Origin of the sequence: Verrucosispora sp. WMMC514, from assembly GCF_027497295.1 — a bacterium.
GTDB lineage: Bacteria > Actinomycetota > Actinomycetes > Mycobacteriales > Micromonosporaceae > Micromonospora > Micromonospora palythoicola.
Window position 1 is genome coordinate 1,678,730 of record NZ_CP114906.1, and the last position, 26,586, is coordinate 1,705,315.

Below are 26,586 nucleotides of genomic sequence, written 5' to 3' on the forward strand. Positions count from 1 at the left end.
GACCATGAGCAGCGACACGTCGCCCGCTATGCGGGAGCGGGAATACCGGCGTGCCGGCGCCCGTCGAGAATCGGCCAGGCGTTCGGCAGGCAGCCATCCAGCCCGTACGTCTGCTGCTGCATGACCGGTGCCGGCTCTCCCGGTGCCGGGCACGTCTCGTGCCCCTCCCCGAATTCGTGCCCGACCTCGTGGTTGATCACGTAGGCCCGGTAGACCTCGAGCGGGGCGCCGTAGTCCGGCACCGCCTCCAGCCAGCGGGCCAGATTGATGATGACCTGCCCGGGCAGCCGGCAGGAGGTGTAGCCCTCGGTACTCAGTCCCCCCTCGGCGCACATCGCCTCGGAGGTTCGCGGGGTGGCCAGGTAGACGGTGAAGTCGGCCGCGTCCGCCTCGGCGATCCGCTGCACCCGCAGCGCCCCGGTGCCGATCCAGCTACGCCGGTCGGCCAGCACCCCGTCGACCACTGCGGCGAAGGCGGCCGGATCCTGGCCGGCGCCCTGCTCCACGGCGACCCGGTAGCGGGCCACCGGACCGCCCTCGCCGTGCACCGGCGAGTGGTCACCGGCCACCGTGAAGCTGCCGTCACCCACCCACGGATACCTGCTCGGCCGGGCCTGCTCGTCGCCACCCGCCCCGGAGGCGACCCGGTTGCCGAAGCCCTGGTCCGGCGCGGCGATCCGCTGACCGGTCCGGACCAGCAGCACCGCCGCGGTGGCGGCCAGCACCAGCACCGTGCCCAGGGTCACGACCACCCGGTGCGGCACCACCGGTCGGCGCTGCCGATCGTTCGTTCCCGGCGGTCGAGCCGAGCGGTCGCAATCGCGCCAAAGGGGCGAAGAGGGCATGACGCCATCGTCGCATCCCTTTCCGGCACATCACCGCGTTTTGATCGCCCGGCTGCCGCTCAGAGTGGCGGGCCCTGGTACCGCCGGCCGTCCAGGTACGGCCACGGGTTCGCGACGCACCCCTTGAGGAAGAGCGTCTGCTGCATCATCACCGGAGCCGGCTCGCCGCGCCCCGGGCAGCGCTCGTGCCGGTTGCCCAGCTCGTGCCCGACCTCGTGATTGACCACGTACGTCCGGTAGAGCGACAGCGGCACCTCGGCCTCGACGAAGTGCGGTACCGACTGCCGCCACCGGTCCAGGTTGATGATCACTTTCCCCGGCGCTCGGCAGGAGGTGTACGGCCGGCCACCGACCCGGATGTCCACCCCTCCGGCGGCGCACATCCGACCCGCCGTCCCGGCCGTGGCCAGGTAGACGGTGAAGTCGTGCCGAGCGGAGCGCTCGACCTGCCGCAGCCGCAGTCGACCACTGTCCACCCAACTGCCCGGGCCGGCCAACGCCGTCCGCACCGCCAGGGCGAACTCGCCCTCGTCCACGCCGGAGCCGGACTCCACCGCCACCCGGTAGCGCCGGAGGTCACCGGCCGTACCCAGCACCGGGCCGGTCCGGTCGTCGTAGCCGAACCGCCCCGGACCGGTCGACGGGATGGAACCGGGCTCCCGCAGGACCGGTGGCGCGGGCGACGGGGACACCGCCACCGGCGACGGTGTCCGCACGGGCGCCGGAGACGACTGGGCCACGGCCGGCCCGGTGACCACCGGTTCGACCTCGTCGGCTGCCCCGGAGCCCACACCGGTGCCGCCGGCCACCATCGCCACCGCGGCACCGACGGCCGCCACCAGCACCGCCACTCGGACCAGCGCACCCGCTCCGAGCCCGCGTCGGCCCGTACGCTCGGCGGGAGCGACCGGAACCCCCGCTCGGTCCCGGTGCCAGAACCTTCGCCGGACGGCATGACGGCCAGCGGAACGAGCCGATCGTCGACGGCTACCAGGGCGGGGCACCCGGTCATCCTGCCAGGTCGGCCCGCCGGGCGGGTTCCCCCGTCTCGGCGAGCAGCCCCAGCACCGCCCGGGCCACCAGGCGTGGCACCTCCAGTTGGGCCACGTGCCCGACCCCGTTGATCATGAGGAGCCGGCTGTCCGGGATCACCCGGGCGGCCTGCGGAGCCACCCGTACGTCGACCAGCCGGTCCTGCCGTCCCCCGATGACCAGCGAGGGTGCGCGCACCGTACCGGCCATCCGCCACAGCGAGCCCGAACCGGGCAGGTACGACCGCACGAAGCTGGAGACCAGGCCACGGAAGGTACGTACGTACGCCGCCGCGTAGTGCGCCGCCTCGTAGCGGACCCGGATCTCCTCCAGCGCCTCGCGCCGACGCTGGTCGCTGATCCGGCTGAGATCGGCCACACACGCCTCCATCACCTGCTGGGCCATCACCTCCGGGGCGAGTTGGGCCAGCCGCCAGGCGGCCACCCGTTCGCCCCGGGGGATCGCCAGCAGGGGCAGCATCCGTCCCTGCAACGACCGACGGAAGTCGAGAAACGGCAGGGCCGGCGACACCAGGGTCAGCGTCCGGACCAGATCCGGCCGGAGGGCCGCCACCCGCACCGAGATCGCGCCGCCCAGCGAGTTGCCGAACAGGTGCACCGGCCCGCGGTCGGAGTACTCGATCCAGCGGATCACCCGGTCCGCGAAGACCGGCACGGTGTAGCGCCGGCCCGGCTCGCTGCGACCGAAGCCGGGCAGGTCGATCGCCTGACCGTCGAGCCGATCGGCGAGCAGGCCGGCCAGGTCGGTCCAGTTCTGCGACGAGCCGCCAAGGCCGTGCACGTACAACGCCGGTTCGGCGTTCGGGCCGGTGGCCGGTGTCTCCCGGACGTAGGTGACAGCTCCGTCCAGTCGCACCTCCCGCCCCGGCCAGGGCGGCGGAACCGAGTGAGCGGGCAACAGCCGTTCGGGCCAGAGGGTGGCAGGCTTCACCGTTCCAGTCTGCCTGGAACGGCTCACGCCAGCAGCGCCTCCAGTCGACGGTTGACCGCGGCCAGGGTCGCCCGCACCACCGCCTGCCGGGGATCGCCGGCCACCAGGGCGGACCCGGCCAACTGCTCGACCCACCCGTCGCAGACCAGCAGCACCACCACGGTGGCCACCTCGCAGTTGCCGAACGGCACCACCGCGGCGTGCTCCACGAAACACCGTCCACGTTCCGCCGTGGGACCGACGGCGTAGAGAAGCTCGTCGATCGCTGCCGCCGCGGCGACTCCGCACAACCGCAGCACGAAGCCGTCCACGGCGGGCCCGGTGGCGTACCCCGAGGCGTTCCGGTTGCCCGCGACCAGCCGGACCTCGACGTTGGCGTCGAGCCCGAACGTGCTCACCTGGACGTGGTCGAGCACCACCCGGGGGCCCGGCACCCCACCGGTGTCCAGCGGCCGCGACGGCGCGGACTCGGTCGTGGTGAGTTGCCCGCCGGAGTAGGACGCACCGAGGGTCGCCGGGCTGCCGGGCGCACCAGACTCGTCGACGACCGCCCGACCCCGGTTCGGGGCCGGTGACTGCCGGCGCCGCCGGGTGGTCTCCGGCACGGTCTCCGGCCGGCTCGGCGCAGTCTCCGTCCGGGTGCCGCCGGGTCTGGCGGAGGGGCGCCGTGACTCCGCGGACGGGCGCGTCTCACCCGCCTCGCTCCGGCTCTCCGTGGCGCGCCGACGCACCGGCACGGCGGGCACGCCGGGTAGGCCGCGAGGCGCCGCAGCCAGTCCCATCCGCTCCTGCAACAACCGGGCGACATGTCGGCTCACCTCGGCCGGGTCGGCACCGTCAGCGAGGTCGAGGCGGAGGCTGTGCGCTCCGGCGGGGGTACGCCGCAGCTCGGCGTCGCGTACGCCCTCGACGCCGCGAACGGCGGCGAGGATCGCTTTGACGTCGAAGCCCTCCGGCCGGTCCCGCAGCGGGGCGGGCTCGTCGTCACGGCGAAGATGAGTGGCGATCCGGGCGAGTTCCGGGGTTTCGGCGGGTGGCTCCACAGCTGGCGGCTCCGGCACGACGGGCACGTCCGGTTCGGCGGGGACGCGCTGCGGCAACACCGCCGTGGTGCGGTCCTGCGAACGGTCGCCGGCCGGCTCGGTCGGCGGGACCGGATCGGGCGCGGACCGGCGTGCCGCATAGGGGGCTGCACTCGTCGGGACGGGTGCGGAGGGGGTGCGTTCGCGGCGATCGGAGGCACCCGGGACCTGGCCGGGCGGGGCCGTCCCGGTGGTCGGATCCGGCGGCGCGGAGACCGGGGCGGGCGCGGGTGTCGGCTCGTCCGGAACCGGCCGCAGCCGGAACGGTCGATAACCCGGCGGATCGCCGGCCGACCGGGCCTCGGCGACCGGCTGCGCCGGGCCGGGCGCGGATGTCTCCCGCCGGCTCGACTCGGCCGGCTGCGGTACGCCGGAGGTGGGGGCCGGCGGTCGCGCCCCGGCTGGTGGGGCGCTTGTCGGATCGACGGCGCCGGACGGCGTACCGGCCGGCGGGGAACTGGCCGGGCGCAGCGCCCACGGCAGACGTTCGTCGGCCGGCTGGCCGCCGGACCGGTTGCCCCACGGCGGCGCCTCGTCGTTCCGCGTACCCCAGGGCGGGCCCTCGTTCGCCGGCGCGCCGCTGACCGGCGGCAACGCCCACGACGGACGCTCCGCCGTCGGCGGCACCTCGGGCGCCCGCGCCCACGAGGGACGTTGCGGGGCCGACGGTGCGCTGGCCGGATCGTCGCTGGCGGAGGGCAGCGCCCAGGACGGACGCTGCGCGGCCGGCGGCAGCTCGGCCGAACGCGCCCAGGTGGGACGCGGTGAGGCCGGAGGGGCACTGGTCGGAGGGGCACTGGTCGGATCGACGGCCGCCGGCTGGTCGGCCGGGTCGGGCGCGCTTGGCGGCTGCCCCTCCGGGGCATGCTCGGCATCCCGACGGGCTTCGTACGGCCGGGGCAGCTCCGCGCGAACCGGCTCGTACGGTCGCGTCGGCTCGGCGCGGAGCGGCTCGTACGGGCGGCTGGGCTCGCTGGCCCAGTTCCGGGCCGACGCCTCCCGGGGCCGACGGTCGGTGGGCGCGTCCTCGTCCCGCGCCCACGGCGGCGCCCAGTCGCGGGCCGGGTCGGGCTGGGCCCAGGTCGGCCGGTCCGGGCCGCCGACGGGCGGTTCGGCAGGCGACCAACCGGACGGCTGGTCGGTGCCGCCCGACGCCGACGCGGCCGGCCAACGGCCGGGCTGGTCGGTGCCGTCGACCGAAGGGCTGTCAGCCGGCCCGGCCGCCGGATCGGCGCCGGGTGCGGTCGGCCAGGGCTCACCGGCCGGCTCCGGCCGAAGACCGTCGTCCCAGCCGTGCTGCCAGCCGTTCGCGGAGGGCGCGTGCAGGCCGGGTGGCATCTCGAAGCCGGAGGGGGCGGTGCCGACCGGCGGCACCTGCACGGCCGGGGGCGACGAGGTCGGCCGACCGACGCCGGCGGTGCCCGGCCGCTCGCCGGCGGGCACCGGACGAGGCGCCGGCACGACGAGGCGGTCCTGGCCCGCGTCCTGGGCCGGCCCGCGCGGGCCGGGTGGCGCGCTCACCGGGACGTGCCGGCCAGCGGTGGACTGCTCGGCGACGGGCGTGCCGTTCGGCTGGTGGCCGTTGACGTGGTTGCCGTTGACCCGGACGGGCCGTTCGGGCTCCGTCTGCTCACCGACGGGAGCCGGCAGGTCGGCATGGCGTGACGAGGCGGTGGCCCAACCGGACGGAGACTCCGACCGCGAACCGGTCGCGTCGGAGCCGGGCACGACCTCGGGGCCCCACGACCAGTCGACCGGGGACGCCGACCACCCGTCGCCGGAACGGGCCAGGTCATCGCGCTGACCCGTCCCGTCGCCGTGCTCTCCCGGGGTGGCGGCACCGGGTTGCCCTGTTTCACTCACCGCGCGCTCCTTGGTCGCCCCCGCTGAGGCTACCGTGTGGCGACAGTGGCGATAAGTTACAGCGGCGGGCCAATTCCGCGAGGGGCCGAGTGGCCCCGACCGGTTCGGGTGAAATGCCGGCCCGTACGACAACCTCGGAGGTTCCCATGACCGCTGTGGGGAACGGCGCCCAGACCGCCGGCCGACCCACGCGCCTGCCCCGTTCGGCGCGCCGCAAGCAGCTACTCGCCGCTGCTCAGGAGGTGTTCGTCGCGCAGGGCTACCACGCTGCGGCCATGGACGACATCGCCGAGCGGGCCGGGGTCTCCAAGCCGGTGCTGTACCAGCACTTCCCGGGCAAGATGGAGCTCTATCTCGCGCTGCTCGACACGCACTGTGACGCGATCGTCGCCAAGGTGCACGACGCCATGGCGAGCACCGCCGACAACAAGGAGCGGGTCAGCGCGTCGGTGCGGGCGTACTTCGACTTCGTCGACCACGAGAGCGAGGCCTTCCGCCTGGTCTTCGAGTCGGACCTGCGCAACGAGCCGGCCGTACGGCAGCGCGTGGAGCGGGTCGAGCAGGGCTGCATCGCGGCGATCACCGACACCATCATCTCGGACACCGGAGTCAGCCGGGCGCACGCCGAGCTGCTCGCCTCGGGCCTGGTGGGCGCGGCCGAGACCGCCGCGCAGTTCTGGCTGGCCGGCGGCCGCCAGGTGCCCAAGGCCGAGGCCGAGGCGTTGGTGGCGGCGCTGTCCTGGCGGGGCATCGCCAGCTTTCCGCTGCAAGGTGAGTCAGCCTGACCGTCGACCTTGTGATCGGATAGCCTTCGCAGGGCGGCCATTTCGCCCGATGGAGGAGGCACAGTGGAGGTCAAGATCGGCGTGCAGTACGCGCCGCGCGAGCTGGTCCTGGAGAGCGCACAGTCGCCGGCCGAGATCGAGCGGATCGTGACCGACGCCGTCGCCAGGGGCGAGGGCACCCTCTCCCTGACCGACGAGAAGGGGCGGCGGATCATCGTGCCGGTCGGCAAGGTCGCCTACGTCGAGATCGCCGAGGCGTCCCCCCGAGCGGTCGGTTTCACCGTCCGCTGACGTTCCGACAGACCGGCGACAGGATCAGCGGACGGGGGTCCGACCGCCGCACTCCTGTTGCCGGTCTCAGTTGTTGAGCCCGACGGCGACCATCCGTGCGGTGTGCGCGGCGGTCAGCCGCCGGAACAGTTCCGCCACGTCGACCTGACCACCCGCGACCAGCAGCGCGGTGAGGGCCCGGTGATCGGCGGCGGCGACCCGTCCCGCCTGGGACAGCGCCTCGCCCACCAGGCGGCGGGCCCACATCGACAGTCGGCCCGCCACGGTCGGATCGGCCTCGATGGCGAGCCGGATCTCGCCGGCCGCGAACTCCGCGTACCGCGACTCGTGCAGCACGTCGAGGACCAGTTGGCGCTCGGGTTCGGCGAGCGCTGTGGCGATCTCCCGAAGGAAGTCGTCGGTGATCGCGTCACCGACGTACGCCTTGGTGACCGCTTCGGCCCAGTCGCGCGGCTCGGTCGAGTCGTGGTACGCCTGCAACGGTGTGACGTACGCCGCCATCGCGTCGTCCGGCGGCACGCCGAGCGCGGTGAGCCGGTCGGCCACCCGCCGGTAGTTGGCGATCTCGGCAGCGGCCATCTCACTCAGGGCGGCCCGGCGGCGCAGGTCGGGGGCGAGCCGGGCGTCGGCGGCCATCCGGTCGAAGGCGAGCAGTTCGCCGAGGGCCACCAGACCGAGCAGGTCGGTGACGGCGTCGCCGGGCGGAACCGTCGTGGCGTCACCGGGCGCGGCCGGAACGCCGTGGCCGGGCGGAGTGGGGGCGGACACGTGCGCAGGCTACCGTCCGGCCGGAAGTGCGGCAGACCCGCGCCGAATCGCCGACCGTCCCCACGATTTGTGATACGGGTCACTTACAAACCTTTGCGCCGTTGCCCGCCGCCGCGGAATCGGGACGCTGTTTAACCCGTTCAGGTAGCATGGAGGAGTTGCCGTAGGTGCCGATCCGGCCGGAGTCAACTCCGATCCGGTCGAAGTCCGACCCATGGCGCGCGTGCGGCCCGGTCCGCTCGGCTTTCTGCCGCCGACCGTGTGGCCCGCGCAATACCGAACGCGCCCTGAGGACATGACGGGGCGCACCCACGAGAGGGCACCCCCAAATCCACATGAGTGAGCCGATTCAAGACATCATCGACGGCCAGGAACTGGCCCCGACCGCCCCGGTCCGACCGGAGGCACCGACCTTCGCCGAGCTCGGCGCCCGCGCCGAGACCGTCGACGCGCTGGCTGCGGCCGGCATCACCCGCGCCTTCGCCATCCAGGAGTACGCGCTGCCGATCGCGCTGCGCGGAGCCGACCTGATCGGGCAGGCACCTACCGGCACCGGCAAGACGCTGGGCTTCGGCGTGCCGTTGCTGGAGCGGGTCTTCGCACCCGACGAGGGCGGCGACGGGCTGCCGCAGGCCCTGGTCGTCGTACCAACCCGCGAGCTGGGCATCCAGGTCGCCAAGGACATCGCCGCCGCCAGCCGCACCCGGGGCGTACGGGTGCTGCCGATCTACGGCGGCGTCGCGTACGAGCCGCAGATCGAGGCGTTGCGCAAGGGTGTCGAGATTCTCGTCGGCACGCCGGGGCGTCTGCTGGACCTCGCCAAGCAGAAGCATCTGCGTCTGCACGGAGTACGCGCGCTGGTGCTGGACGAGGCCGACCGGATGCTCGACCTCGGCTTCCTGGACGACGTCGAGCGGATCCTGGCGATGCTGCCGGAGGACCGGCAGACCATGCTCTTCTCCGCGACCATGCCGGACCCGATCGTGACGCTGTCCCGACGCTTCCTGCGCCACCCGATCACGATCCACGCCGGGCACACCGCCGAGACCGGCCCCTCGCCGCAGACGGAGCAACTCGTCTACCGCACCCACTCGATGAACAAGATCGAGATCGTGGCCCGCATCCTCCAGGCGGAGAGCCGTGGGCTGACCATCATCTTCACCCGCACCAAGCGGGCCGCCGACCGGGTCGCCGAGGACCTGGACTTCCGGGGCTTCGCGGTCGCGGCGGTGCACGGCGACCTCGGGCAGGGTGCCCGCGAACGGGCCCTGCGGGCGTTCCGGGCCGGGAAGATCGACACTCTGGTCGCCACCGACGTGGCGGCCCGGGGCATCGACGTCAGCGGGGTCACCCACGTGATCAACTACGACTGTCCGGAGGACCAGGACACCTACACCCACCGGATCGGCCGGACCGGTCGGGCCGGCGCGAGCGGTGTCGCGGTGACCTTCGTCGACTGGGACGACATGCCCCGCTGGCGGATCATCGACAAGACGCTCGGCCTGGACATGCCCGAGCCGCCGGAGACGTACCACACCTCGCCGCACCTCTACACCGACCTGCACATCTCCACCGAGATCACCGGCACCCTGCCCACCGCGGAACGCACCCGCGCCGGGTTGGCCGCCGAGGTCGAGGAGGACCTGGGTGGTGGCCGTTCCCGGCGGGGCGAGCCACGCGGCGCCCGCCGCCGCGGTCGCGGCGACGGCGGCCGTGGTGAGAGCGGCCGTGGTGAGAGCGGTCGTGGGCGCGGCGGCAGTGGTCGCCGTGCGGACGGTGCCGACGCCGCGCCGACCGACGCCACCGCCGGTGACGCCGAGGAAGGCACCCGTACCCCGCGACGTCGCCGGCGTCGCCGGGCCGGCGAGGCGGTGGCGGGCACCGAAACCGCCTCGACGACAGTCGACGACGCCCCCGCCGAGGCGGCCACCAGCCGCGACGAGGAGGGCGCCGGTGCGGCCACCCCGCGCCCGCGCCGACGCCGCCGACGCCGTGGTGCCGGTGGCGGCGCCGACAGCGGTACACCGGCCGACGTGACCACCGACTGACGACGTACCGCCCGAGGCGGCGGAGAGCGGCCAGCACCGCTGACCGACCCGTCGCCGCCCGGGCGGTACTTGCTGTCCGCTCCCTTTGCTCTGCTTCACTCCACGCACCGGTTACCCGCCGGAACCTGTGCGTCGGTTGAAGCAGAGCTGGCGGGTGGGCGGTGGTGGGGGGTCGTGGGCCGCCTGCCAGCTGACGATGCCGCCGAATCGTCCGGAAAGATGGAGCAATGCCCGAACCACTGGACTCCGCCCTGACCGAGGTCCGTTCGATGCTGCTCGGACCGGCCCTCACCCGGGCCGTGGCGGCCGGACGGCGGCGCGGCCAGCGTCCCTCGATGGCCCGGGCCGAGCTGCGCCCCGTCGCGCTCAAGGCCGGTCAGCGGCTGCAGATCTCCACCTCCGACGGAGCCCGGCCGCACACCCGGAACCTGAGCCTCGGGCCGGAGGCGGAGGCGGCGGTGGAGGCGCTGCTGGCCGAGCCGTTCGGCAACTGGCACGTGGAGACCACCGACGCCACCCTGCAACTGCGGGTGACCAAGTCGGGCGAGGCCCAGGTGCACCGCAGCACGGCGAGCCGTTCGGCCGTCCCGGCCGCCGTCGGGCACGACCGGAGCAAGGAGTACCTGCTCGACCCGGGCGATCCGCTCTTCGCCGAGATCGGCGGGTCGGCGGCCAAGCGACGGCAGGTGGACGCGTTCCTCCGGGCGCTGACCGCCACCCTGCCGGACGGACTGGCCGGGCAGTTGGACCGACCACTTCGGGTGGTGGACCTGGGCTGCGGCAACGCGTACCTGACCTTCGCCGCGTACCGCTACCTGTCCGGCGCGGGGGTGGACGTCGAGCTGGTGGGGGTGGACGTGCGCGATGATCAGCGCCGCCGCAACACCGAGCTGGCGGAGCGGCTGGGCTGGGCCGGCCGGGTGCGGTTCGTCGCCGGCACGATCGCCGACGCCACCGTCGAGCCGCCGCCCGACCTGGTGCTCGCGCTGCACGCCTGCGACACCGCCACCGACGAGGCGCTGGCCCGGGCGGTGGGCTGGCGCGCCCGCTGGGTGCTCGCCGCGCCGTGCTGCCACCACGACGTCGCGGCGCAGCTGCGTAACCGGCCGGCCCCGTCGCCGTACGATCTGCTGACCCGGCAGGGCATCCTGCGGGAGCGCTTCGCGGACGTCCTCACCGACGCGCTGCGTGCCGGCCTGCTGCGCCTGCACGGCTACCGGGCCGAGGTGGTCGAGTTCGTCGACTCCGCGCACACCCCGCGGAACCTGCTCATCCGGGCCCGCCGGACCGGTGCCGACCCGACCGCCGCCCAGCGCGCCGAGTACCGGGACCTCGTCGCCCAGTGGCAGCTCACCCCCCGGTTGGAGACGCTGCTCGCGCAGCTGCCGCCGGCGGTGTGACGGATTCGCCACCCGCCACCGGAATCGTCTGGTCGATCAGTCAATTGCCCGGCAACGTTCCCGTACTACTCTCGAAGAGCGCACCGTCGGGTGCCGGTCGGGAGGGAAGACCCACCGGATGGGTTCGGCAGAGGTTTCGCCGCAGATGGCCTTCGCGCGTTTCGTGCGCCGTGCCATCGACGACGCTCGCGAGGAGCGCGGTTGGACCGTCACCGATCTGGCCGCCCACACCGGTGTCGGTCGCTCGACCGTCTTCCGCTGGCTCGCCGGCGACTGGCAGGACTACCCCGAGCTGGCCAAGGTCCGCAGCTTCTGCGCGGCGCTCGATCTGCCGGTAGCGGCGGCCTTCCGCGCCCTCGGTCTGCCCGACGCGGGATCCGGGCCGTGGCGGCGTGGCGACGACGGCCCGGTCGAGGCCGACGTGCGGGTGATCCTGCAACGGTTGGCGGATCCGGCGGTGCCGGCGGAGGAGAAGCACCACATCCGCGACCTGCTGCGCTACCTCGCCCGCCGGCCGATCCGCCGGCCCTCCGATCCCACCGCCGCGCCGATGCGTCGGACGGCGGGCTGACCCGCCCTACGACACCGCTACGGTGAACTCCGCCGTGCTCACCTCTCCCCCGGTCGCGAAGTCCAGGTAGAGCCGGTACCGCCCGGGCGCGGGTGTGGTGAGCCAGAACCGGATCGCGCCGTCGACGAGTTCCGCCTCCGGGTGCACGTGCAGGTAGCCGAGGTCACCCTGGCGCAAGGCGACGAGGTGGCCGTACGCACCGAGGTAGCGCTCCAGCGTCGGGCCCGCGCCGTCCGCGCCGGTGATCCGGAAGTCGACCGGCACGGTGAGCCCGGGTCGCGGAGCGCCCCGGCACTCGACGGTGAACTCGTCGACCCTGGTCGTGGTCGCCGGGCTGGGCAGGTCACGGGGCGTGTAGTCGCCCGGCGCGACCAGGTCCACCCCGAGCGTCGTCGCCGTCTGCCGGCCGTCGTCGGCGACGGCGGTGAAGTCGGCGTACGCCCGCCAGACGCCGGCCGACGGCAGCGTCAGCGGCACCGACCAGGTGCCGTCCACCGCCATCGTCGGGTGCAGGTGCTGGTATCCGGACAGGTCCCGACGGACCACGATCACGTGCATCGGCTTGTCGTGCACGACAGCGAATCGGGTGACCGTCCGGCGCTGCCCGTCCCGGATCTGGAACCGCAGTTCACCGGCCTGCCCGACGGTGAACTCGTCGGCCAGTGGGGTCAGTGTGTATCCGTCCCGGCTGACCGCCAGACCGCCGGCCTCGGCCGCCGCGTCCTGGTCGGCGCCGTGCGAGTGCGCGCCGGCGCCGGGAGCGTGGGTGTGCTCGGCCAGCGCGCTGCCGGTACCGCCTGCCGCCGTGGGACCCCCGCCGCCGTTGATCCGCCCGAGCCCGAATCCGAGCAGCACCGCCAGCACCAGCCCGCCGACCACCAGGGCCAACCGCAGCGTGGCGCGATCCGGCACAGCCGAGGTCGGGGCAGGCACCTCGCCGGCCGGAGCCACGCGGGGGTCCTCGCCGGCTGCCGGCGGCGCCGCGCCGGGGTCCTGGTCGGCGGCGGGTCGCTCGGCGGTGCGCACGGACCCGAGCGCGGGCGCGTCGGGTGCCTGGTCAGCCATGCGCCCACCGTACCGCCGCGCCGATCGGGCACCCGGCGAGCCGACCCGATCGTGGTTCCGGTCGCACCCTCAGGCGGCGAGGGCGAGAGCCAGCGGCAGTACGCCGGCGGCGCCGGCTCGGCGGAGTTCCCGGGCCGCCAACGTCATGGTCCAGCCGGAGTCGACCAGATCGTCCACCAGCAGCACCGGACCGTCCAGGTCGGCGACCGCGGCGGCGAGGTCGGCGGGGACGGTGAGGGAGCCGTGCAGGGCGCGTACCCGCTGCGCGCTGTTGCCACGGGGACCGTCGGCGGCCACCGACCCGGCGGGTACCACCTGGCCCAGCAGCGGCAGCCGGCCGACGGCGGCGATCCGCTCGGCCAGCGAAGCGACGAGCGCCGGGCGGGTCCGAGAGCCGACCGCGACCACCCCGACCGGCCGGTGCGGCCAGGGGTCGTCACCGTGCGCCCACGCCTTGAGCACCTCGACGACGGCGGCGGCCACGTCGTCGGGCACCGGGCCGTCCGGCGCGCCCGGCCCGACCAGCCCGCGCAGCCGGCCACCCCAGCCGAGGTCCGACAGCCGGCCGACGGCCCGGCCCGGCAGCGCCTGCTCCGCCGGGGCGATGCGCCCCTTCAGCGGTACGCCCACCGACTCCAGCCCGGTCGGCCAGAGCTTCTTCGGTGCGAGCTGCACGCCGGGGCGGCCGAGGAAGGTCTGCGCGGCGGTCAGCGCGGCCTCCGACACCTCGGACGCGAGCAGGGGCCCGGTACAGCGGTCGCACCGGCCGCAGTCCACCGCGTCCACATCGTCGAGGCATTCCCGGAGGTAACGCATCCGGCAGCCGGTCGTCGCCGCGTACTCGACCATGGCCTGTTGTTCGGCGGTACGGGCGGCGGCGACGCGGCGCAGCCGGGCGTCGTCGTAGGTCCAGGGTTCGCCGGTGGCGAGCCAGCCGCCGCGTACCCGGCGGACCGCGCCATCCACGTCGAGCACCTTGAGCATCAGCTCCAGCCGGGCCCGACGCAGGTCCACCAGGGGTTCCAGGGCCTGCGTGGACAGCGGCCGGTCGGTGTGCAGCGCGGCCAGCACCGCGCGGACCTGCGCCTCGGGTGGAAAGGCCAACGAGGCGAAGTACCGCCAGATCGCCGCGTCCTCGGCACCGGGTAGCAGCAGCACCTCGGCGTGTTCGACGGCCCGGCCGGCCCGGCCGACCTGCTGGTAGTACGCGATGGGTGACGGCGGCGCGCCGAGGTGCACGACGAACCCGAGATCCGGTTTGTCGAAGCCCATGCCGAGCGCGCTGGTGGCCACCAGGGCTTTGATCTTGTTGTCCAGCAGATCCTGCTCGGCGGCGCGGCGGTCGGCGTCCTCGGCCTGCCCGGTGTACGCGGCCACCGCCCAGCCGCGCGAGCGGAGGAACTCGGCGGTCTCGGTCGCCGAGGCCACCGTCAACGTGTAGACGATGCCGGAACCGGGGAGCCGGTCCAGATGGTCGGCGAGCCAACCGAGCCGGTGCGCTGGGCTCGGCAGATCGAGCACGCCCAACCGCAGCGACTCCCGGTCCAGGCTGCCGCGCAGCACCAGGACGTCCGGTCGCGGCCCGGTCGCGGTGCTCGGCTCGGTGCCCAGTTGCTCCGCCACGTCCCGGGTCACCCGGGCGTTGGCGGTGGCGGTCGTCGCCAGCACCGGGGTGCGGTCGGGCAGGTTGCCGAGGAACGTACGCAGCCGGCGGTAGTCCGGCCGGAAGTCGTGCCCCCAGTCCGACACGCAGTGTGCCTCGTCGACGACCAGCAGACCGGTGGTGGCGGCCAGTTTCGGCAGCACGCCGTCCCGGAAGTCCGGGTTGTTGAGCCGTTCCGGGCTGATCAGCAGCACGTCCACCGTGCCGGCGTGGATCTCGGCGGTGATGGCGTCCCACTCGTCCAGGTTCGCCGAGTTGATGGTGCGGGCCCGGATCCCGGCCCGGGCCGCGGCGTCGACCTGGTTACGCATCAGGGCCAGCAACGGCGACACGATGACCGTCGGGCCGGTGGGTTCGGTCCCGCCGCCCTGACCGTCGCGGTCGCGCAGCAGCGCGGTCGCCACGAAGTACACGGCCGACTTGCCCCACCCGGTGCGCTGCACGCAGAGCACCCGACGCCGGTCCACCACCAGCGCCTCGATCGCCCGCCACTGGTCCTCGCGGAGCCGGGCCTGCGCGCCGGCCAGCCGCCGCAACACCGCCTCGGCCCGCTGCCGCACCGCCGTCCGTTCCTGGCCCATCCGACGTTTCTACCAGCGCCGCCGCGACGGAGCCGGACCGCGGCCGGGAGTGTGTTCTACCATTCCCGTTCGATCCCCGAGAAAGAGACGAGATGACTCAGCGAACCGGCACCACCGCCACGACCCGCCGTCTCGCGGCCGTGGCCGCCGCCCTGATGGCCGCGACCCTGGTTGCCGGCTGCGACGACGACGCCACCCCGGCAGCGGCTCCCCCACCGCCGGACCCGAAGCAGGAGTTGCTGGCGGCCGTGCCCGGTGAGCAGGACCCGGCCTTCCGCTTCACCACCAGCGACTCCTCGGGCGACGTCTCCGGGGTGGTCGATCCGGCGAACCGGGGCATGGACATCGACACCGTCACCAAGGACAAGGACTTCACGCTGGAGATGTCCTTCCGGATGGTCGAGTCACGCACCTGGATGAAGGTCAACTTCAAGGGCGCCAAGGACATCCAGAAGCTGATGAAGCTGCCCACCAAGTGGATGGAGCTGGATCCGGCGAAGATCGAGGGGCCGGACTCGCTGCCCACCTACGAGGGCACCGACCCGGGCAACGCCGATGCGATCATCCGCGCGGCCACCGACGTCCAGGCCGGTGAGCCCGGGACGTACACCGGCTTGGTGGACCTGTCCGCCGTGCCGGAGCTGGCGGATGCCCTGGCCGCGCTCGACGACGCCGACGGGCAGCTTCCGCTCAGCGCGGTGGTCGGCGCGGACGGCAACCTGTCCTCGCTGACGCTGGAGATTCCGGCCGCCGGCAAGAAGAAGAAGTCCGAGTACGTGGTCGAGTACTTCGACTTCGGTACGGCGCCAGCGGTCGTCGCGTTCACCGAGGAGCAGGCCCAGCCGGCCCCTTCCGCCGCGTACGACATGCTCAACGACTGACCGGTCAGCGCCCGAGCACCGACCCCCCGTTGACCCCGAGCACCTGGCCGGTGACGTAGCCGGCGGCGGGACTGGCCAGGTAGCGCACCGACTCGGCGACGTCGTCCGGCACCCCGGCCCGGCCGACCAGGGTCGCGGCCACCCGCTGCGCGTGGCCCTCCGGGGTCATCCGGCCGGCGAAGAACTCGGTCTCGGCCACGTAGCCCGGGCTGACCACGTTGACCGTGACCTGGTCCGGCCCGAGCTGGGCCGCGAGGCTGTACGCCCAGCCGTGCAGTGCCGCCTTCGCCGCCGAGTACGCGTCGCCACCGCCGCGCTGCGCGGCGATGGAGCTGATCAGGATCACCCGCCCGCCGGGCCGGCGCAGGGCCGGTCGCAACGCCTCGGTGAGCAGCACCGCGGTGAGCACGTTGGTGTCCAGGGTCGCCCGCCAGTTCGCGGCGATCCCGGCGAGCGTGGCGTTGTCCGCGCTGTGGTAGCCACCGGCGTTGTTCACCAGCACGTCGACCGGCCGACCGTCGACCGCCTCGACCACCCTGACCACCTGGTCGGGGTCGGTGAGGTCGGCCGTGACGGCCCGGACCGCCTCGGGACGGCCACTCTCGGCGCCGATCCGCTCGACCGTTGTGCTGAGCACCTCCGCGCGCCGGCCCACGACGAGCACCGAACACCCGTCCACGACGAGCGCCCGCGCCACGGCCGCCCCGATCCCCGTACCACCGCCGCTGACCACGGCCAACCGCTCGCTCATGCCGTCCTCCCCGTCACCGCCTGCCCCGTACGCGACCGTCCGGACCCGCCACCGCTGTGCCGTAGCGCGAGGGTGGCCGCCCGGACGCCGGGCCGGCCCGGACCACAGTGCTGGTCCGGGCCACCGATCATGAGGTTAGCTGGACGACACGCCGTTGTGCCGCCCCGCCAATCTCTGATCAACCCCGGCTTCGGGTGCCGGGGCGCAGGGAGTCGCGGAGCAGGGCCAGCCGAGGAGCGAGGCTGGCCAGGCCGCCGGGGAAGAAGTAGACGGCCAGGATGAAGACCGTGCCGAGCACGAACAGCGGCTGGGACAGCGGCCGGCTGAGGAACGCCGGCAGCGCGTTCACCGCGTCGGAGGTGCCGAACGACACCAGTCGGTGGTCGAGGTACATGTAGAGGATGCCGCCCAGCACCGGGCCCCACCGGGTACCCGGTCCGCCGAGGACCACCATCACCAGCAGCGACAGGGTCAGTTCGCTGCTGGTGATGTGCGGCGAGGCACCGCCGACGATCAGGCAGTAGACCACCCCGCCCGCCGCCGCGAGGCCACCGGCCAGGGTGAAGGCGACCAGCTTGAACCGGTACGGGTCCAGCCCGAGCACGCCGATGCGACGCTCGTCGTCGCGCAGCCCGGCCAGCACCCGCCCGGTCGGCGAGCCACTGACCCGGTGCACCACGAGGACCACCACCACGAGATACGCCAGCGCCAACCAGTACAGGTTGACCGTGTTGGTGACCCCGACCAGCCCGTCCGGCAGCCCGCTGACGTCCAGCGGCAGCCCCTCCTCACCGCCGGTGAGCCCACCGAAGTCCCGGGCCACCAGGATCGCGCCGACCTGCGCGAAGGCCAGCGTCACCATGGCGAAGGCGATACCGACCGTACGCAGCGCCACCGCACCGAGCAGGCCGGCGAGGATGGTGCCGCCGACGATGGCCAGCGGTGCGGCCTGCCACAGCGGCAGCCCGACCCGGGTGATCAGGATGTCGGTGCCGTAGACACCGGCGGCGAAGTAGAGGGCGTGGCCGAAGGAGAGCATTCCGGTACGCCCGAACAGCAGGTCGTACCCGGCTGCCAGCCCGCCGAAGACCAGACACACGGCGAGCAGTTGCAGGGTGCCCGGCGAGTTCAGCGCGCCCTCGAAGATGCCCGGCAGGTGCAGCGTCGAGTACGGCAGGATCAGCGCCACCGCCAGCGCGACCAGCGGCAGGAACGGCCGGAGTCGGCTCCAGCGGCCCGGTCGCTCGGTCAGCTCGTCGGGCACCGCCGCCGGCGGCGCGGGAACCTCGGGACTCTTGACCTCGGTCATGCCGTAACCGCCTTCCCGGCGATGCCCTGCGGGCGCAACAGCAGCACCACGGCCAGCAGCGCCACCACGCAGATGTCACCCAGCCCGGAGGTGCCGTAGTAGTTGACGAACTGTTGCAGCAGCCCGACCGCGACCGCCGCGTACGCGGACCCGACCACCGAACCCATGCCGCCGATGACCACCACGATGAACGCGAAGATCAGCAACGAGCCGCCCTGCTGCGGCGAGACGGTGCCGAAGTAGACGCTGCCCAGCGCCCCGGCCAGCGCCGCTGCCGCCCCGCCGATGGCGAAGACCAGGGTGAACGCCTTGCGTACGTCGATGCCCAGCGCGGTCACCATCTCCCGGTTCTCCACCCCGGCCCGGATGATCAGGCCGTAGCGGGTCCAGCGGAGGAAGGCGAGGATCGCGCCGAGCACCAACGCCGCGGCCACGATGAGCAGCAGCCCGCCGTTGGGCACCTGCGCGCCGAAGATCGAGGTCACCTCGCGGGTCCAGGCGGGGCGCGGGAACGGTCGGGCGTCCGCACCCCAGGTGGCCTGCAACAGCGCCACACCGGCCAGCGACAGGCCGACGGTGACCAGCACCTGCTCGATGGTGCGCGAGTAGAGCGGCCGGATCAGCACCAGCTCGACGAGCACCGCCATCAGCGTGCCGGCGGCCACCCCGAAGGCGACCGCGACCACGAACCCGAGCCCGTCGGGGCCGGCGCCGGGCAGATTCCCCGCCGCCCACCAGGTGGCGTACGCGCCGACGCCGAGGAAGAGCCCGTGGGCGAAGTTGAGCACGTCGGCCAGGCCGAAGACCAGCGACAGTCCGGAGGCGACCAGGAAGTACAGGGCGGCCAGGCCGAGACCGGTGAGCGTCAACAGAATGATCGCGTCCATCAGCTACCGTCCTCCGGGGCCGCCGCGGCACCGGCCGGGTGATCGGCGGTCGCCGCCCCGGCGTGCTGGTGGCCCTCTGCCGAGCCGACGCCGAGCAGGGACCGGGTCAGCGCGGTCTCCAGCAACAACTCCTGGGCGTCGCCGGCCCAGGCGACCCGTCCGGCGGCGAGCACCACCGCGTCGCGGGCCAGCCGCCGGACCACCGCCAGGTTCTGCTCGACCAGCAGCACCGGCACGGACTCCGCGACCCGTTCCAGCACCTCGGCCACCTCGGTCACCACCTTCGGCGCCAACCCCTTGGTCGGCTCGTCGACGAGCAGCAGCCGGTTGTCGTTGAGCAGCACCCGGCCGATGGCGAGCATCTGCTGCTGCCCCCCGGACAGCGAGCCGGCCCGCTGCCGGGAACGCCGGTCCAGCTCGGGGAAGAGGGCGAACACCCGGTCGTACGCCGGGCGGGTGCCGCGCCGCTCGGCGAGCCGCAGGTTCTCCGCGACGGTGAGCCCGGCGAAGACGCAGCGGTCCTCCGGCACGTAGCCGAGCCCGCCGCGGACCAGGCGATGCGTCCGCTGCGACAGCAGGCTCTGCGCGCCCATCCGGACCGTGCCGCGCACCTCCCCGTTGCGGGGGGTCAGCCCCACGACGGCGCGCAGCGTGGTGGTCTTGCCGACCCCGTTGCGGCCGAGCAGCACGGTGACCCCGGTCGGCGCGACCGTGAACGACACGCCCTGGAGGATGTGCAGCCCGGCGATCCGGACCGACAGGTTCTCCACGGTCAGTACGGGTTCGCTCACAGCGACTCCCCGAGGTAGGCCTCTTGTACTGTCGGGTTGGCCATCACCGTCTCCGGCGTGTCGCAGGCCAGCAGCGCGCCGTGGTGCATCACGGCGATCCGGTCGGCCAGTTCGAGGATCACGTCCATGTGGTGCTCCACCATCAGCACCGCCCGGCCGCTGTCCCCGGTCAACGAACGGATCACCTGGACCAGTTCCGGCACGTCCTCGGCGCTGACCCCGGCCATCGGCTCGTCGAGCAGCATCACCCGTGGCTCACCGGCCAGCAGCAGGGCGATCTCCAGCTTCCGCTTCTCGCCGTGGGCGAGGGTGCCGGCCAGCGCCGTACCCCGGTGGGCCAGGCCGACCCGGTCGAGCGCCGCGTCGGCGGCGGCGGCGACCTCCCGGTCGGCCGCCGCCCGCCGCCACAACTTGAGCGAACCCCCGCGGTGTGCCTGCACGGCGAGCCGGACGTTCTCCCGCACGCTCAGCGAGCCGAACACCGAGGACGCCTGGAAGGTACGGCCCAGGCCCAGTCGGGCCCGCCGGTACGGCGGCAGGTCGGAGATGTCCTTGCCGTCCAGCGTCACCCGGCCTTCGGTGGCCCGACGCAGGCCGGTGATCAGGTTGAACAGTGAGGTCTTGCCGGCGCCGTTCGGGCCGATCACGCCGAGGAACTCCCCGGGTGCCAGGTCCAGGTAGACGGAGTCGACGATGGACACCTCACCGATCCGCCAGGTCAGACCGCGGGTGGTGAGCATCTGCGCCTCAGCCCTTCATCGCCTGGACCGGCGGTGCGGTCTCGTCGGCGGTGAGCGCCTTCTGCGCGGTCGCGGTGAAGGTGTCGCCGCTGCCGGTCAGGCTCGCCTGGTACATCGGCTGGAGCAGCGCGTGGTCCTCGGCGCGGATGGTCATGCTGCCCTTCACGCTCTCGAAGCTCCAGCCCTCCAGCGCGGTGACCATCTTCTCGACGTCGTCGCCACCCTCGGCCACGGCGCGGACCACCATCTGGGCGGCGGCGAAGCCGTCCGGGTGGAACAGGTCGAGCGTGCCGCCGGGGACCTTCGCCTTGGCGGCCTTGGCCGCCTCGGTGTCGCTGGCGCCGTCGAAGTAGTGCGACAGGAAGGAGATCTTGCTGCCGGCGGCGCCGAAGGTGGGCCACGAGGCGCGGATGTCGAGGCCGGTGACGACCGTGGTCGAGGTCAGCACGCCCTGCTGGTCCAGCGTCTGCCACATCGCCGGGGCGGTGGTGCCGGCCCAGGCGACGAAGAGCAGGTCCGGCTTGGCGGACTTGATCTGGCTGGCGAACGGGGTGAACTCGGTCGCGCTGGCCGGCGCCCGGACGGCGCTGACGCTCGCGCCGGCTCCGCCGATGACGGCCTTGACCGCGGCCTCGTTGGCGTCGCCGAAGGCGCCGTCCTGGGCGAACACCACGACCTTCTTGCCGGCCGGGTCGCCGATGAACGACTTCGCGGTCACCACGTCCTGGTACGACTGGCGGCCGGAGCGGAACGTGTACTTGTTCGCGCCGGTCACCGCGTCGGTGGCGGCCGGGCCGGAGATGAACAGCACCTTGTTCTGCGCGGCGATCGGGGCCACCTGGAGCGCCACGCCCGAGGCCGTCGATCCGGCGATGATCTTGTTGCCCTTGCCGATCAGGTCCTTGGCCGCGGACACCGCCTTCGCCGGGTCGCCCGCGTCGTCGACCTCGGTGATCTCGATCGCCCGGTCACCGACCTTGTTGGTGCCGTTGGTGGCGAAGTCCAGGCCGGCCCTGAACCCCTCGATGTACTGCTTTCCGTAACTGGCCAGCGCTCCCGACTGGGAGTAGACCAGACCAACCTTCACCGGCGCGGCGCTGTCGCCGCCACCGTTGGCGGTGTCCTGGGGGCTGCCACAGGCCGTGGCGGCGATCGCCGCGGCCATCATCGTGGCGGCGGAGAGGAACACCCGCCGTGTCGTCCGGACCGTCATTGCGACTCCACGTGAGGACTCAGAGGGAGGAAACCTTATGTGTCGGCTCACGCTAGAAGTGACGTCACCCACGGGCCATGTGGTCGAAACACACAAGTAACAGGGTTGGGGTGGGCTCGGATTACAGGATCAGTGACCCCGTGCCGGCGGCCTGATGAGACGACAGGGGCTCCCTCCCTGACGATGTGTCGCCCACCCCCACGCTCGGGTCGGCCAGGGCGGGACCGATTGCCGTGCCCCGCTCAGCGCGGGCGGCAGGGTCCGTCGTGGTCGGCGTCGCGGGCACACCGCCGGCCGCCGTCGAGCGGCTGGTCGCAGAAGACCCAGTGGCGTACGCCCTGTTTGTCCTCCACTGAGACGGTCGTCCCGGCCGCCTCGATGTTCTCGAAGAAGCTCAGCGCCCGGGTGATCGTCCGGGCGAACCGTTTCGCGGCAGCGACGTTCCGGACCCGCACCGGCAGATGCACCACGAAGCGGTCGGCGCTCACCGCCGCATCCCCGGCGTGAACCGCGCCTGCCAGCTGCGGAGCGCCCGCTTGATCCGCGCGTTCTCCTCGGCGACCAGCACCAGTTCCCGCCGGGCGGCGGCCAGCTCACCGGCGACCCGACTCAGGAAGGCGTGCACCTCCGCCGGATCGCATCCCCGTCGTACCGACCGGAACTGCCGGTCCCGAATCTGCCCGACGGTCAACGACCGGCACGACGCCGACCGATACCAGCCGCCGTTCGGCGAGCGACCGCCACTCGGTGACGGCCCGCCTCTCTGCGGCCAACCGCCACTCGATGGCGGCACGCCCTTTGGCGGAGGCCCACCACGCGGCACCAACCTGCCTGTCGGTGGAGGTCCACCGCCCGACGGTGCTGCGCCGTTCGGTGATCGAAAAATTGCCGTGGACCTTCCGTCGTTCGGGGTTCGTCGAGCTTTTCCTGGGCGAAGCAGGGCGAACACGTTGCGCACCTGAACCTCCTCAACGCCGGTTCACGCCGGCCGCATGGCTGGAGGCGGCCCGGCCGCCGGAAAGGGGAACGCCGGCCGGGCCGCCGACCCCACGACCGCAGCCCATGTCGGCGGTACGGCCCCGGAGCCCACTTCCGGTCCACCTCCGAGGGTTTGCCGAACCAACCGGAGCCAGACGATGGAAACCTACACCAGTATCTAGAGCTAGTCGAGCCGTGAGTAACGGCGTTGCGCACAACCTGTTGCAGTTACTTGTGTAGGTGGGGCAGGATCGAAGATGCCGAACCAACCGGAGTCTTCGCCATGCCTACAGCACCCGCGCCCTACAAGGTCATCGCCAACGACTTCACCGCAAAGATCAAGAGCGGCGAGTTGAAGCCCGGTGACAAGCTGCCGTCAACCAGCCAGATCGCCGACATGTACGACGTCAGCGTCAACACCGCGTACCGAGCGATGTCCCTTCTGCACGATCGCGATCTGATCGTCGGACAGCCTGGGCGCGGGACCTACGTCGCCGATCCGGCGGCCGAGTAGCACCAGTCGACGGTCAGGGAGCACCCGCAACGGGTCCACCCGGTCGACGTCACCCGAGTTGTCGGCCGCACAACGCCCGGCCCGGACCGTCGTACACCGGTTGCGGCATGTCGGGGTGTATCCCGCCCGCTTGACGACGCAAGGTGCGGCATCCTGCGCACGGCGGACCCCGGCGGGCAGGTCTGCGGCAGCGCTCGCCTACTCGGATGACAACAGCCGCGCGAGCCGTTCCAAGCCGCCCTTGATCAGTTGCGCGTACGGATCATCGCCCAGCGCGCCGATTCCCGCCTGCGCATGATGAAGATGCTCGCGGGCCCGTTCGAGATCTCCGAGCTTGCGGTAGCACTCACCGAGGTTGAGGTGCAACGACGGATACAGACTCGCCACCGACATCGGCACCCCGGCCCGCGCGACGTCGGCGTCGGTGAGCAGCTCGGCCGCAGCCAGCGCCCGTAGGTCCCAGAGCAGTTCCTGGTGGACGTCGTCCTGCACGTCGGCCATCGCGTGCGCGAGAACGCAGACGTGCAGAGGATCTCCCCGCTCCCCGCCGACCTCGTCCCACACCTGCGCGAACACGTCGCGGGCGGCCTCCCGCTGGCCTTGTTGATGGTGCAACTCGACCCCGTGGCCGATGCGAACCAACGTCGCATCCATGAACATCAGCGCCCCAACCCGACGGTCCTCCGCAGCCTGTCCACCCGCCCCGCCGACTCTACGCCCGCGACCCGCAATGGCAGCGCCCCGTATCACTCCGGACGCGGTGGTGGCGGCGGGAGACAGCAGTATCCCCGAAGGTGCAGGGTCGCCAGCGCCCGAGGCAGCAGAATCCCCGAAGTTGCGGGCTAGACCGGGGCGGGGTGAGGGCGGCCCGCCGCCCGGGAGAGGGACGGCGGGCCGATCGGTGCGGGTGGTGTGCCGGTCGGGGTCAGGGGCGGGGTAGGGCGGCGCGGGCCGCGACTGCGGTGTCGGGGTGGTCGGTGAAGACGCCGTCGAGGCCGAGGCGGTAGAACAGCTCGTACTCGGACTGGATGTCGCCACGGGCGTTCGGGTCGGTGCCGATCCGGAAGTCGGCCGGGAGGAACTGGTTCTCCGCCCGGAAGGTCCAGGCGTGCACGATCAGCTTCTCCCGGTGTGCGTCCCTGACCAGGGTGGTCGGGGCGAGCAGGCCACCGGCGGAGTTCCGCGGCACGATCAGGTCCTTGTGCACGCCGACGCCGTCCGCGTAGCGGGAGATCCAGCGCAGGCCGGCGGGGGTTGCCAGGTCACGGTACGTGCGGGTGTCCCCGGCCAGGGTGAAGTCGTAGGGCTGGCCGGCGGCGTTGAGCAGCTGGGCCAACTTGACGTCGATCATGCGGTCCAGCCGCCGCAGGTTGGCCGTCTCGAAGGACTGGATGATCACCGGTGAGTTCCGCTTGGTCATCCTGTTCCGGCGCAGCGTCTCGACAAGCGGTTCCTCCAGGGGCAGGCCGATCGAGGCGAAGTACGTCGGGTGCTTGGTCTCCGGGTAGACACCGATCACCCGGCCGCGCGCCCTGCCCTCTACCCGGGCCAGGTCGATCACCTCCTGGAAGGTGGGCACCTGGAACTGGCCGTCGAACGCGGTGTTCGTCACCCGTACCTGGGGCAGCCGCTCCTTGGCCCGCAGCGTCCGCAGTTCGGCAAGGGTGAAGTCCTCGGTGAACCAGCCGGTCACCGACGCCCCGTCGATGGTCTTCGTGGTCCGGCGGTCGGCGAACTCCGGCCGCGCCGCCACGTCGGTGGTGCCGCTGATCTCGTTCTCGTGCCGCGCGACGAGCACACCGTCGGCCGTCGCGACGAGATCCGGTTCGATGTAGTCGGCACCCATCCGGATCGCCAGCCGGTACGCCTCCAGGGTGTGCTCCGGCCGGTAGCCGCTGGCACCCCGGTGACCGATGACGATGGGTTGGTCACCGACGCGGGCCGGGTCCGGGCCGGCGGCCGGCTTCGCCGTGGCGACCATGGGCATGGCCACGGCGGCGGCGAGCAGGGTCACCGACACACCGAGGGCGGAAAGGGTACGTCGCAACGCGGTCTCCTTGACTCGTCGGGGAACCGCCTCAGCAGACCTGCCCGGGCTGACCGGCAGTTGGTCCGCGCCTGACCACGCGGTGAATCCGCCGTTGCGTCCGTTGAAGCAGAGCAGGGCGGAGCCGACGACACGGGGCTCGGGATGCCGGTTCCGGCCCGGAGCGTCGGACGGAATCGGAAGATTGTCTGGTGCGTCGGTTTCTTCGTCACCCGGTGCGGCTCGTGCCGCTGGTCTTCCTGGTGGCGATCCTGATCGGCACCGGACTGCTGATGCAGCGCCCGATGACCATCGAGTACCAGCACGCCCCCTTCATGACCGCGCTGTTCACCGCCACGTCAGCCATTTCGGTCACCGGTCTGACCGTCACCGACACCCCGAACTACTGGTCCGGCTCCGGGCTGGTGCTCATCACCGTGCTCACCCAGCTGGGCGGGCTCGGCATCCTGACCGGTGCCGCACTGGTGATCCTCACCGTGTCCCGGCGGCTGGGGCTGCACAACCGGCTGCTGTTGCAGGCCGAGACCGCGGAGTACGGGCTCGGCGACGTGCGCCGGCTGCTGCTGCGCATCGCCGCCACGGTGTTCGCCTGCGAGCTGGCGATGACCGTCATCGTCACCGGGCGGCTCTGGCTGGCCTACGACCAACCGTTCTGGGATGCCCTCTGGTCCGCCGGGTTCCACTCCATCCAGGCGTTCAACAACTGCGGATTCTCGCTCTACCGCGACGGTCTGCTGGCCTTCTCGCGTGACCCGTGGGTCAGCCTGCCGCTGGCTCTCGGCGCGATCATCGGCGGTCTCGGGTTCCCGGCCATGTTCGAGGCCGTCCGGGAACGGCGGCAGCCGGCCCGTTGGGCGGTCGCCACCAAGCTGACCATCTGGGGCAGCGCGGCGCTTGTCGCCTTCGGTGCGGTCGCGTTCCTGGCCGCCGAGTGGGCCAACCCGTGGACCGTCGGCCAGTACGACGTACCCGGCAAGGTGGTCGCCGCGTTCGCGCAGATCGCCCTGGCCCGCACGGGCGGTTTCGAGGTGGTGCCGACCGAGGTGCTGCGGGAGGAGAGCTACACCCTGCTGACCGCGTTGATGTTCATCGGTGGCGGCAGCGCCAGCACAGCCGGTGGGATCAAGGTCTCCACCTTCTTCCTGCTCGCCTTCGTCATCTGGGCGGAGGTCCGCGGCGAGCCGGACGTCACGGTCGGGCACCGCCGGGTCGCCACCGCCAGCCAGCGACAGGCCCTCACCGTCGCGCTGCTCAGCGTCGCGATCGTGGCCGCCGGGACCGCCGCGCTGATCGCGATGACCGACAAGCTCCCCTTCTACGCCGCGCTGTTCGAGGTCACGTCGGCGTTCAGCACCACCGGACTCTCGGTGGGTGTCCTGCCGTCCCTGTCGGACGGCGGCCAGTTGCTGCTGACCGTGCTGATGTACGTCGGCCGGGTCGGGCCGCTCACCTTCGGTTCGGCGATCGCGCTGAACACCCGTCGCCGGCTCTACCGCTACCCGGAGGAGCAACCAATTGTCGGATAGAACA

General features: G+C 72.7%; 25 protein-coding genes. 8 read left to right on the forward strand and 17 right to left on the reverse strand.

Features of this window, described 5'->3' with window-relative positions:
* Window positions 1-26: 26 nt before the first annotated feature.
* The 4 genes from O7597_RS07640 to O7597_RS07655 form a co-directional block, all read right to left on the reverse strand.
* Window positions 27-752: a DUF3152 domain-containing protein gene (locus O7597_RS07640; RefSeq protein ID WP_281582324.1), complete on the reverse strand. Its 726-nt coding sequence runs from the start codon at window positions 750-752 to the stop codon at window positions 27-29.
* A gap of 152 nt (window positions 753-904) precedes the next feature.
* Complete coding sequence (locus O7597_RS07645) at window positions 905-1,696, reverse strand: DUF3152 domain-containing protein (protein WP_281582325.1); 792 nt, start codon at window positions 1,694-1,696, stop codon at window positions 905-907.
* Window positions 1,697-1,853: 157 nt separating this feature from the next.
* On the reverse strand, window positions 1,854-2,828 hold the full coding sequence (locus O7597_RS07650; protein WP_269738346.1) for an alpha/beta hydrolase: 975 nt from the start codon (window positions 2,826-2,828) through the stop codon (window positions 1,854-1,856).
* Between the two features lie 23 nt (window positions 2,829-2,851).
* Window positions 2,852-4,645: a hypothetical protein gene (locus tag O7597_RS07655; protein ID WP_281583209.1), complete on the reverse strand. Its 1,794-nt coding sequence runs from the start codon at window positions 4,643-4,645 to the stop codon at window positions 2,852-2,854.
* A 1,274-nt stretch (window positions 4,646-5,919) separates the two neighbouring features.
* Here O7597_RS07655 and O7597_RS07660 point away from each other — a divergent pair.
* Window positions 5,920-6,558, forward strand: coding sequence for a TetR/AcrR family transcriptional regulator (locus O7597_RS07660; protein WP_269738348.1), 639 nt, complete (start codon window positions 5,920-5,922; stop codon window positions 6,556-6,558).
* Between the two features lie 63 nt (window positions 6,559-6,621).
* The gene (locus O7597_RS07665) at window positions 6,622-6,849 is read left to right on the forward strand and encodes a DUF3107 domain-containing protein (RefSeq protein WP_099849490.1); all 228 of its coding nucleotides are present in this window, start codon (window positions 6,622-6,624) and stop codon (window positions 6,847-6,849) included.
* A gap of 66 nt (window positions 6,850-6,915) precedes the next feature.
* Here O7597_RS07665 and O7597_RS07670 read toward each other — a convergent pair whose 3' ends face one another.
* The gene (locus O7597_RS07670) at window positions 6,916-7,617 is read right to left on the reverse strand and encodes a ferritin-like fold-containing protein (RefSeq protein WP_269738349.1); all 702 of its coding nucleotides are present in this window, start codon (window positions 7,615-7,617) and stop codon (window positions 6,916-6,918) included.
* A 335-nt stretch (window positions 7,618-7,952) separates the two neighbouring features.
* Between O7597_RS07670 and O7597_RS07675 the strand changes: the two genes are divergently transcribed.
* From O7597_RS07675 to O7597_RS07685, 3 genes are all read left to right on the forward strand, one after another.
* Complete coding sequence (locus O7597_RS07675; RefSeq protein ID WP_281582326.1) at window positions 7,953-9,665, forward strand: DEAD/DEAH box helicase; 1,713 nt, start codon at window positions 7,953-7,955, stop codon at window positions 9,663-9,665.
* A gap of 227 nt (window positions 9,666-9,892) precedes the next feature.
* Window positions 9,893-11,065: an SAM-dependent methyltransferase gene (locus O7597_RS07680; RefSeq protein WP_269738351.1), complete on the forward strand. Its 1,173-nt coding sequence runs from the start codon at window positions 9,893-9,895 to the stop codon at window positions 11,063-11,065.
* 118 nt (window positions 11,066-11,183) lie between these two features.
* Window positions 11,184-11,636 carry a helix-turn-helix domain-containing protein gene (locus O7597_RS07685; protein ID WP_269738352.1) on the forward strand — a complete coding sequence of 151 codons (453 nt, stop codon included), beginning with the start codon at window positions 11,184-11,186 and terminating at the stop codon, window positions 11,634-11,636.
* A gap of 6 nt (window positions 11,637-11,642) precedes the next feature.
* On the opposite strand, the gene O7597_RS07690 is transcribed toward O7597_RS07685, so the two are convergent.
* Window positions 11,643-12,701 carry a hypothetical protein gene (locus O7597_RS07690; protein WP_281582327.1) on the reverse strand — a complete coding sequence of 353 codons (1,059 nt, stop codon included), beginning with the start codon at window positions 12,699-12,701 and terminating at the stop codon, window positions 11,643-11,645.
* A 69-nt stretch (window positions 12,702-12,770) separates the two neighbouring features.
* On the reverse strand, window positions 12,771-14,945 hold the full coding sequence (locus O7597_RS07695) for a DEAD/DEAH box helicase (protein WP_281582328.1): 2,175 nt from the start codon (window positions 14,943-14,945) through the stop codon (window positions 12,771-12,773).
* A 92-nt stretch (window positions 14,946-15,037) separates the two neighbouring features.
* Between O7597_RS07695 and O7597_RS07700 the strand changes: the two genes are divergently transcribed.
* A complete protein-coding gene (locus tag O7597_RS07700) occupies window positions 15,038-15,826 on the forward strand; it encodes a hypothetical protein (protein WP_281582329.1) in 789 nt (262 codons plus the stop codon).
* Between the two features lie 4 nt (window positions 15,827-15,830).
* Here the strand turns inward: O7597_RS07700 and O7597_RS07705 are convergent, their stop codons facing one another.
* The 8 genes from O7597_RS07705 to O7597_RS07740 all read right to left on the reverse strand — a co-directional run bounded on the left by O7597_RS07705 (window position 15,831) and on the right by O7597_RS07740 (window position 22,208).
* Window positions 15,831-16,577 (reverse strand): SDR family NAD(P)-dependent oxidoreductase, encoded by a 747-nt coding sequence (locus O7597_RS07705; protein WP_269738356.1) that lies wholly within the window; start codon window positions 16,575-16,577, stop codon window positions 15,831-15,833.
* Window positions 16,578-16,755: 178 nt separating this feature from the next.
* Window positions 16,756-17,886, reverse strand: a complete 1,131-nt coding sequence (locus O7597_RS07710) for a branched-chain amino acid ABC transporter permease (RefSeq protein ID WP_269738357.1) — start codon at window positions 17,884-17,886, stop codon at window positions 16,756-16,758.
* Window positions 17,883-18,773 carry a branched-chain amino acid ABC transporter permease gene (locus O7597_RS07715; protein WP_093403525.1) on the reverse strand — a complete coding sequence of 297 codons (891 nt, stop codon included), beginning with the start codon at window positions 18,771-18,773 and terminating at the stop codon, window positions 17,883-17,885. Before O7597_RS07715 ends, O7597_RS07710 begins: the two co-directional genes overlap by 4 nt.
* Entirely contained in the window at window positions 18,773-19,564 is a 792-nt protein-coding gene (locus O7597_RS07720; RefSeq protein ID WP_269738358.1) for an ABC transporter ATP-binding protein, read from the reverse strand. The genes O7597_RS07715 and O7597_RS07720 overlap by 1 nt, the downstream gene beginning before the upstream one ends.
* Window positions 19,561-20,304 carry an ABC transporter ATP-binding protein gene (locus O7597_RS07725; RefSeq protein ID WP_269738359.1) on the reverse strand — a complete coding sequence of 248 codons (744 nt, stop codon included), beginning with the start codon at window positions 20,302-20,304 and terminating at the stop codon, window positions 19,561-19,563. The genes O7597_RS07720 and O7597_RS07725 overlap by 4 nt, the downstream gene beginning before the upstream one ends.
* A gap of 7 nt (window positions 20,305-20,311) precedes the next feature.
* The gene (locus O7597_RS07730) at window positions 20,312-21,517 is read right to left on the reverse strand and encodes a substrate-binding domain-containing protein (protein WP_269738360.1); all 1,206 of its coding nucleotides are present in this window, start codon (window positions 21,515-21,517) and stop codon (window positions 20,312-20,314) included.
* A gap of 242 nt (window positions 21,518-21,759) precedes the next feature.
* Window positions 21,760-22,005: a hypothetical protein gene (locus O7597_RS07735; RefSeq protein WP_269738361.1), complete on the reverse strand. Its 246-nt coding sequence runs from the start codon at window positions 22,003-22,005 to the stop codon at window positions 21,760-21,762.
* The gene (locus O7597_RS07740) at window positions 22,002-22,208 is read right to left on the reverse strand and encodes a DivIVA domain-containing protein (RefSeq protein ID WP_281582330.1); all 207 of its coding nucleotides are present in this window, start codon (window positions 22,206-22,208) and stop codon (window positions 22,002-22,004) included. The genes O7597_RS07735 and O7597_RS07740 overlap by 4 nt, the downstream gene beginning before the upstream one ends.
* 570 nt (window positions 22,209-22,778) lie before the next feature.
* Between O7597_RS07740 and O7597_RS07745 the strand changes: the two genes are divergently transcribed.
* Window positions 22,779-23,009 carry a winged helix-turn-helix domain-containing protein gene (locus O7597_RS07745; RefSeq protein WP_210829771.1) on the forward strand — a complete coding sequence of 77 codons (231 nt, stop codon included), beginning with the start codon at window positions 22,779-22,781 and terminating at the stop codon, window positions 23,007-23,009.
* 198 nt (window positions 23,010-23,207) lie between these two features.
* Here the strand turns inward: O7597_RS07745 and O7597_RS07750 are convergent, their stop codons facing one another.
* Together O7597_RS07750 and O7597_RS07755 are read right to left on the reverse strand one after the other, a co-directional pair.
* On the reverse strand, window positions 23,208-23,669 hold the full coding sequence (locus O7597_RS07750) for a tetratricopeptide repeat protein (RefSeq protein WP_281582331.1): 462 nt from the start codon (window positions 23,667-23,669) through the stop codon (window positions 23,208-23,210).
* 265 nt (window positions 23,670-23,934) lie between these two features.
* Window positions 23,935-25,056 carry a glycerophosphodiester phosphodiesterase gene (locus O7597_RS07755; protein WP_281582332.1) on the reverse strand — a complete coding sequence of 374 codons (1,122 nt, stop codon included), beginning with the start codon at window positions 25,054-25,056 and terminating at the stop codon, window positions 23,935-23,937.
* Between the two features lie 191 nt (window positions 25,057-25,247).
* Between O7597_RS07755 and O7597_RS07760 the strand changes: the two genes are divergently transcribed.
* Window positions 25,248-26,582: a potassium transporter TrkG gene (locus tag O7597_RS07760; protein WP_281582333.1), complete on the forward strand. Its 1,335-nt coding sequence runs from the start codon at window positions 25,248-25,250 to the stop codon at window positions 26,580-26,582.
* Window positions 26,583-26,586 lie beyond the last annotated feature (4 nt).

Excerpts from the sequence above, each read along its gene's own strand:
- O7597_RS07680 (WP_269738351.1), top strand. The coding sequence starts at position 9,893 with ATGCCCGAACCACTGGACTCCGCCCTGACCGAGGTCCGTTCGATGCTG.
- O7597_RS07695 (WP_281582328.1), bottom strand. The coding sequence starts at position 14,945 with ATGGGCCAGGAACGGACGGCGGTGCGGCAGCGGGCCGAGGCGGTGTTG.
- O7597_RS07685 (WP_269738352.1), top strand. The coding sequence starts at position 11,184 with ATGGGTTCGGCAGAGGTTTCGCCGCAGATGGCCTTCGCGCGTTTCGTG.
- O7597_RS07750 (WP_281582331.1), bottom strand. The coding sequence starts at position 23,669 with ATGTTCATGGATGCGACGTTGGTTCGCATCGGCCACGGGGTCGAGTTG.
- O7597_RS07745 (WP_210829771.1), top strand. The coding sequence starts at position 22,779 with ATGCCTACAGCACCCGCGCCCTACAAGGTCATCGCCAACGACTTCACC.
- O7597_RS07725 (WP_269738359.1), bottom strand. The coding sequence starts at position 20,304 with ATGCTCACCACCCGCGGTCTGACCTGGCGGATCGGTGAGGTGTCCATC.
- O7597_RS07675 (WP_281582326.1), top strand. The coding sequence starts at position 7,953 with ATGAGTGAGCCGATTCAAGACATCATCGACGGCCAGGAACTGGCCCCG.
- O7597_RS07700 (WP_281582329.1), top strand. The coding sequence starts at position 15,038 with ATGACTCAGCGAACCGGCACCACCGCCACGACCCGCCGTCTCGCGGCC.
- O7597_RS07710 (WP_269738357.1), bottom strand. The coding sequence starts at position 17,886 with ATGACCGAGGTCAAGAGTCCCGAGGTTCCCGCGCCGCCGGCGGCGGTG.
- O7597_RS07690 (WP_281582327.1), bottom strand. The coding sequence starts at position 12,701 with ATGGCTGACCAGGCACCCGACGCGCCCGCGCTCGGGTCCGTGCGCACC.
- O7597_RS07705 (WP_269738356.1), bottom strand. The coding sequence starts at position 16,577 with ATGAGCGAGCGGTTGGCCGTGGTCAGCGGCGGTGGTACGGGGATCGGG.
- O7597_RS07660 (WP_269738348.1), top strand. The coding sequence starts at position 5,920 with ATGACCGCTGTGGGGAACGGCGCCCAGACCGCCGGCCGACCCACGCGC.
- O7597_RS07715 (WP_093403525.1), bottom strand. The coding sequence starts at position 18,773 with ATGGACGCGATCATTCTGTTGACGCTCACCGGTCTCGGCCTGGCCGCC.
- O7597_RS07730 (WP_269738360.1), bottom strand. The coding sequence starts at position 21,517 with ATGACGGTCCGGACGACACGGCGGGTGTTCCTCTCCGCCGCCACGATG.